This window comes from Coprococcus sp. ART55/1 (assembly GCF_000210595.1).
Lineage (GTDB): Bacteria > Bacillota > Clostridia > Lachnospirales > Lachnospiraceae > Coprococcus > Coprococcus aceti.
Window position 1 is genome coordinate 2470611 of the sequence record NC_021018.1, and the last position, 5524, is coordinate 2476134.

The 5524-nt window shown below is 46.9% G+C and carries 7 protein-coding genes and 1 pseudogene; all 8 read left to right on the forward strand.

What is annotated here, in order from left to right:
- Positions 1-121 precede the first annotated feature (121 nt).
- Complete coding sequence (locus tag CCU_RS11100; RefSeq protein WP_015534728.1) at positions 122-1345, forward strand: O-acetylhomoserine aminocarboxypropyltransferase/cysteine synthase family protein; 1224 nt, start codon at positions 122-124, stop codon at positions 1343-1345.
- Positions 1346-1372: 27 nt separating this feature from the next.
- On the forward strand, positions 1373-2233 hold the full coding sequence (locus tag CCU_RS11105; RefSeq protein WP_015534729.1) for a 4Fe-4S binding protein: 861 nt from the start codon (positions 1373-1375) through the stop codon (positions 2231-2233).
- The gene (locus CCU_RS11110) at positions 2226-2471 is read left to right on the forward strand and encodes a sulfurtransferase TusA family protein (protein ID WP_015534730.1); all 246 of its coding nucleotides are present in this window, start codon (positions 2226-2228) and stop codon (positions 2469-2471) included. Before CCU_RS11105 ends, CCU_RS11110 begins: the two co-directional genes overlap by 8 nt.
- Before the next feature lie 19 nt (positions 2472-2490).
- Positions 2491-2808 carry a thioredoxin family protein gene (locus tag CCU_RS11115; RefSeq protein ID WP_015534731.1) on the forward strand — a complete coding sequence of 106 codons (318 nt, stop codon included), beginning with the start codon at positions 2491-2493 and terminating at the stop codon, positions 2806-2808.
- A gap of 169 nt (positions 2809-2977) precedes the next feature.
- Positions 2978-3187, forward strand: coding sequence for a sulfur carrier protein ThiS (thiS, locus tag CCU_RS11120; RefSeq protein WP_015534732.1), 210 nt, complete (start codon positions 2978-2980; stop codon positions 3185-3187).
- A complete protein-coding gene (thiF, locus tag CCU_RS11125; protein ID WP_004851717.1) occupies positions 3187-3996 on the forward strand; it encodes a thiazole biosynthesis adenylyltransferase ThiF in 810 nt (269 codons plus the stop codon). The genes thiS and thiF overlap by 1 nt, the downstream gene beginning before the upstream one ends.
- A 115-nt stretch (positions 3997-4111) precedes the next feature.
- Positions 4112-4528 carry a M67 family metallopeptidase gene (locus CCU_RS11130; protein ID WP_004851714.1) on the forward strand — a complete coding sequence of 139 codons (417 nt, stop codon included), beginning with the start codon at positions 4112-4114 and terminating at the stop codon, positions 4526-4528.
- Between the two features lie 98 nt (positions 4529-4626).
- Positions 4627-5524, forward strand: a pseudogene (locus tag CCU_RS11135) (hypothetical protein); the annotation flags it as partial.

Sequence of the window (5524 nt, forward strand, 5' to 3'; positions counted from 1 at the left end):
TTTTTTATTATCTGCATTGCTTATTTTATAATTCCTATTGACATAGTAGGGTATAAGAGCTATAATCCTATCATGTTCGTAGGAATTATAGGATTTATTATTTAGTGAGGCATAGAAGATCATGAGATTTAACACAGCATTATTACACAGCGCAAAGCTTGGTGATGAGAATACAGGCGCCACACTTACACCGATCTATCAATCCAGTGCATTCTATCAGCCTTCAGCGGAGCAGCATGAGAAGCTCTTCCACAACAAGGCGACGGGGTTTTCTTACACGAGGATCAACAACCCGACGATAGTTGCATTTGAGGAGCGGATGACGAATCTTGAAAAGGGAGTAGGTTCGGTAGCGTGTTCTTCTGGAATGGCGGCACTCACAAATGCACTCTTAAATATAGTAGGAACTGGCGGAGAGATAGTCTCCAGCACAGGACTCTACGGGGGAACGATAGATCTGTTCCACGATCTGGAGGCATTTGGGATCAAGACGACATTTGTGGAGATATCGGATAAGGATGCGGTCGAGGCAGCGATAAATGAGAACACCAGAGTGATATTTGCTGAGACCATCGGCAATCCGAAGCTTGATGTGGTGGATATAAAGGCGCTTTCGGAGCTGGCACATTCACACAGGCTTCCGCTCCTAATAGACAATACAGTGGCAACTGCATATCTGGTCACACCGCTTACACTTGGAGCGGACATAGTCATCAATTCCACATCCAAGTACATCAATGGCAACAGCGATGCCATAAGCGGAGTTATCACTGACAGCGGCAATTTCAAATGGGACGCAGAGCGTTATCCGCTTCTGCAGCAGTACAAGATGTTCGGAAAGTTCGCCTACATAGCAAAGCTCAGAAACGGACTTTTTAGAAATACAGGAGCCTGCATAGCTCCGCAGACGGCATTTTACAATATGCTGGGCATGGAGACATTGGGGCTTCGGATGGAGAGATGTTGTCACAATGCACTTGCCCTTGCTCGGTTTCTGGAAAGTCAGGAGGGTGTAAAGGTCAACTATCCGGGACTTGAATCCAGTCCTTGGTATGATATCGCAAATGAACAGCTCCACGGTGGTTATGGTGCCATAATCACCATCAGAGTCGGCAGCAAGGAGAAGGCATTTGCGGTGATGAACAAGCTCACAATACCGCAGATAGTGTCGAACATAGGAGACACAAAGACGCTCATCGTGCATCCTGAATCAACACTGAATGCGCACAGCACAGAGCAGGAGAAGCTTGACGCCAACGTATATGATGATATGATTCGTATTAGTGTCGGAATCGAGGATGTGGAGGATCTGATAGAAGATTTCCAGAAGGCCCTTGCCGACTAATACACAAATGATTTGGAGGAACTACATATGGCAGTAGATTACGCAGCTTTGAAAAAGGGCGGATTCATGAGACAGAAGCAGAAGAATAACTTTTCTCTGAGACTTCAGGTGGTGGGAGGAAATCTTACCGCAGAGAATCTCAAGAAGATAGCAGAGGTTGCCGAGAAATACGGAGATGGACATGTACATCTCACATCGAGACAGAGCGTCGAGATCCCATTTGTTAAGCTTGACGATGTGGAAGAGGTAAAGGAAGAACTGGCAAAGGGAGGCTGTAAGCCGGGTGTGTGTGGCCCAAGAGTAAGAACAGTCACAGCGTGCCAGGGAAATCAGATCTGTCCGAGCGGCAATATAGACACTTATGATATAGCAAAGAAGCTTGATGCGAGATATTACGCAAGGGAGCTTTCTCACAAGTTCAAGTTCGGTGTCACAGGATGCCAGAACAACTGTCTGAAGGCAGAGGAGAACGACGTGGGAATCAAGGGCGCAATGGTAGTAGAGTGGGATGAGCCATCATGTATCATGTGTGGCGTGTGCGTCAAGGCGTGCCGTGAGGGTGCGATCACCATGGCGGACGGCAAGATCATCCTCGACACAGACAAATGTAACTACTGCGGTCGATGCGCAAAGGCATGTCCTACAGATGCATGGAAGGGCGAGACAGGATACCTTGTCTCATTCGGAGGATTATTTGGTAACACGATCCACCGCGGCGAGGAGTTACTTCCGGTTGTTACATCTGAGGAACAGCTTTTCCGTATCACAGATGCGGCAATACAGTTCTTTGCAGACAATGCAAAGCCAAGCGAGCGTTTCCAGTTTACACTGGAGCGCGTGGGCTTAGACAAATTCAAAGAAGTATTAAAGGAGGCTTACAATGGCTGATTATGAAATCAATGACAGAGTAGATATAACTGATGTGGTGTGCCCGATGACATTTGTCAAGGCGAAGGTAGCCATGGAGGAGCTTGAGATAGGACAGGTGCTTGCGGTTACCATGAATGACGGCGAGCCTGTACAGAACGTACCAAGAAGCTTCAAGGAGGAAGGACAGCAGATCCTGAAGCTCATCGACAACGAGAATGGTACTTATGATCTTATAGTTAAAAAACTGGAGGATTGATCAGGAAAGGAGAAAATGAATGGCAGTAAGAGTCAGTGCAGAGAATTTCGATGCGAAGGTTCTTCAGTCGGAGCTCCCGGTCATCGTGGAATTCTATTCGGACAGCTGCATACCATGCAAGCAGCTCTCACCTATCCTTGGCGGCATCGAGGATGACTACGAGGACAAGGTAAATGTATACAAGGTAAATGTAAACTTCGACGCAGAGCTTGCTGAGAAGTACGCAGTCATGGCGTCACCAACTATACTCTTCTTCAAGGGAGGCGAGGAGGTTTCCCGCATCCGCGGTCTTGTGAAGAGAAATGCGCTGGAGGAGGAAGTTGGCAAATTATTGTAGAGTAGAAATTCGTTGGTAAAGTGACACAATGGAGTATTTGACTGTAGTCAATTACTTTCGGTGTACAGAAGAATGAAACTATATAATTAAAATTATAAAGTATATAATCACATTTTATGTCAGTCTGGCAACGCCGGACAGGCAAATGAATCGTCAGGAGGAAAGAAAAATGACAGTCACAATAGCAGGAAAGAAGAAAGAGATAGCAGAGAAGACAACAATAGCTCAGATCATCGTGTCAGAGAACGTTGAGAATCCGGACTATGTCACAGTAACAGTCAATGATGAGTTTGTTGACTCAGATGCATTTGCAACAACAGAGCTCAAGGACGGCGATACAGTAGAGTTCCTCTACTTCATGGGAGGTGGCAGCTTCTAATGGCATTCACAAACGAACAGATGGAACGTTACTCACGTCACATCATCCTTCAGGAAGTTGGCGTGAAGGGACAGAAGAAATTGTTAAATGGCAAGGTGCTGATCATAGGCGCAGGCGGACTTGGAGCACCAGCCGCTATGTACCTGGCAGCAGCCGGAGTTGGTACGATCGGTATCGTTGATGCCGATGAGGTAGATCTGTCAAATCTTCAGAGGCAGATCATTCACGGAACAGCAGATGTGGGCAAGGCAAAGGTCAAATCCGCAAAGGAGACCATGAACGCCATGAACCCTGATGTAAATGTGATCACATACAGAGAGTTCGTGACATCAGAGAACATCATGGATCTCATCAAGGACTATGATTTCATCATCGATGGAACAGACAACTTCCCTGCAAAATTCCTTATCAACGATGCCTGTGTTATGGCTAAGAAGCCATTTTCACATGCAGGAATCATCAGATTCAAGGGTCAGCTTATGACATATGTTCCAGATGAGGGACCATGTTATAGATGTGTATTCAAGGATCCACCTCCAAAGGATGCGGTTCCTACATGTAAGCAGGCCGGAGTCATCGGAGCAATGGGCGGTGTTATCGGAAGTCTTCAGGCTATGGAGGCAATCAAGTATCTCATTGGAGTTGGCGATCTTCTGACAGGAAGACTCCTTACATTTGACGCACTTAAGATGGAATTCCACACAGTAAAGCTCCCTCACAAGAAGGGCTGTGGATGTGCTGTATGTGGACCAAATCCAACCATCACCAAGCTCATCGACTACGAGCAGGTGGAGTGCGACGGAAAGTAATTTTCATAAGGAGGACCCGCTTGCGGGAGATTCCTTATGAAGCACGCAGACGCCGCGCGAAGCGCCTTTTCATGCGTCTGCTCAATGCTTGATAATAAGGAGGATATGAAGTAAGATGTTGTACATGACAAAGTCTGATTACGAGAAGATACTTGCACACTGCAAGGAAGGCCTTCCAAATGAGTCCTGTGGTCTGATCGGCGGTGTCAGAGAGGGAGACAAGAAGTACATCAGGAAGGTGTATCTCCTGACAAATATTGACGCCAGCAACGAGCATTTTTCCATGGACCCGAGAGAGCAGCTTGCGGCAGTTAAGGATATGCGTGCAAATGGATACGAGCTTCTTGGCAACTTCCATTCCCATCCAGAGTCTCCATCCAGACCTTCGGAGGAGGATAAGAGACTTGCATATGATTCCAAGGTGAATTATCTGATTCTCTCCCTCATGGAGATAGACAATCCGGTACTCAAGGCCTTCAACATAGATGAGGAAAAGAATGTGACGATAGAGGAGCTTGTTATAGAATCATGATAGATAGCAGGCATTTGAAAGAATAGGGCGGGCTTTGATACCCGCCCTTGTTCTTTACGTGGGCTTGTCATAAATTTTCATTTGGAGTTACTGAAGATATGTTTTGCATAAGTATAAATCATAAGAATACACCGGCCGATGTCAGGGAGAGCTTTGCATTTTCGACAAAAGGACAGAGACAGTTCACTGAGCGGCTAAAGGCTGCGGTGGGTGGATGTGTCGTGTTGTCGACCTGCAATAGGATGGAAATATACTTTACGGATAAATGTGAGCCATGTGGGTCTGTTATAACAGGGAAAATGAGCAGCGGTGAAGCTTCCGGTGGGCGAGGTGGCCTGCTTGAACAGGTAGAAATGCTTCTGGCTAATGATAGGGATGTCCCTGTCAGCCTCATAAGAAGATATAGCATGAATTATGAGGGATTCCAGTGTATGTTACATCTGTGCAGAGTGGCGTGTGGTATGGATTCCATGGTGCTCGGCGAGGTGGAGATCATACATCAGGTGAAGAGCGCATATCTTGTGGCAAAGAAGCTTGGAGCCTGTGACGGCGAGCTGAATATAGCATTTCAGGGAGCACTTGCGGCGGCAAAGGCGGTGGCGACGGAGAGTGACACTACGAGACTTCCGGTATCCGTCGGAACCTTGTCAGCACGGGAGGCAGTGAATTTTACAAGAAATGGCGGCATTGAAAACACGTGCAGAGATGTTCGAAGTGATGTGGTAAGCAGCAGTCAAGTTGAGAGTGTGGATGCTGAAAAGGCAAATACCGGGCATATCCTAGTCGTAGGAGCCACAGGCAAGATAGGCAGCATAGTTGTCAAGGATATTGCAGATCTTGCGCCAGATATAGAGATAACAGGCACAAGCAGAAGTCACCACAGTGCAGATAGCATATTTGACAGACATCAGCAGATCAGGATAGAGGACTACAGCAGAAGATATGAGCTGGCAGCCTGGGCGGATGTCATCATCAGTGCGACAGCAAGCCCGCATT

What these genes read in the sequence shown, in the direction of transcription:
- CCU_RS11100 (WP_015534728.1), top strand. Translation starts at nt 122, where the DNA reads ATGAGATTTAACACAGCATTATTACACAGCGCAAAGCTTGGTGATGAG.
- CCU_RS11105 (WP_015534729.1), top strand. Translation starts at nt 1,373, where the DNA reads ATGGCAGTAGATTACGCAGCTTTGAAAAAGGGCGGATTCATGAGACAG.
- CCU_RS11110 (WP_015534730.1), top strand. Translation starts at nt 2,226, where the DNA reads ATGGCTGATTATGAAATCAATGACAGAGTAGATATAACTGATGTGGTG.
- CCU_RS11115 (WP_015534731.1), top strand. Translation starts at nt 2,491, where the DNA reads ATGGCAGTAAGAGTCAGTGCAGAGAATTTCGATGCGAAGGTTCTTCAG.
- thiS (WP_015534732.1), top strand. Translation starts at nt 2,978, where the DNA reads ATGACAGTCACAATAGCAGGAAAGAAGAAAGAGATAGCAGAGAAGACA.
- thiF (WP_004851717.1), top strand. Translation starts at nt 3,187, where the DNA reads ATGGCATTCACAAACGAACAGATGGAACGTTACTCACGTCACATCATC.
- CCU_RS11130 (WP_004851714.1), top strand. Translation starts at nt 4,112, where the DNA reads ATGTTGTACATGACAAAGTCTGATTACGAGAAGATACTTGCACACTGC.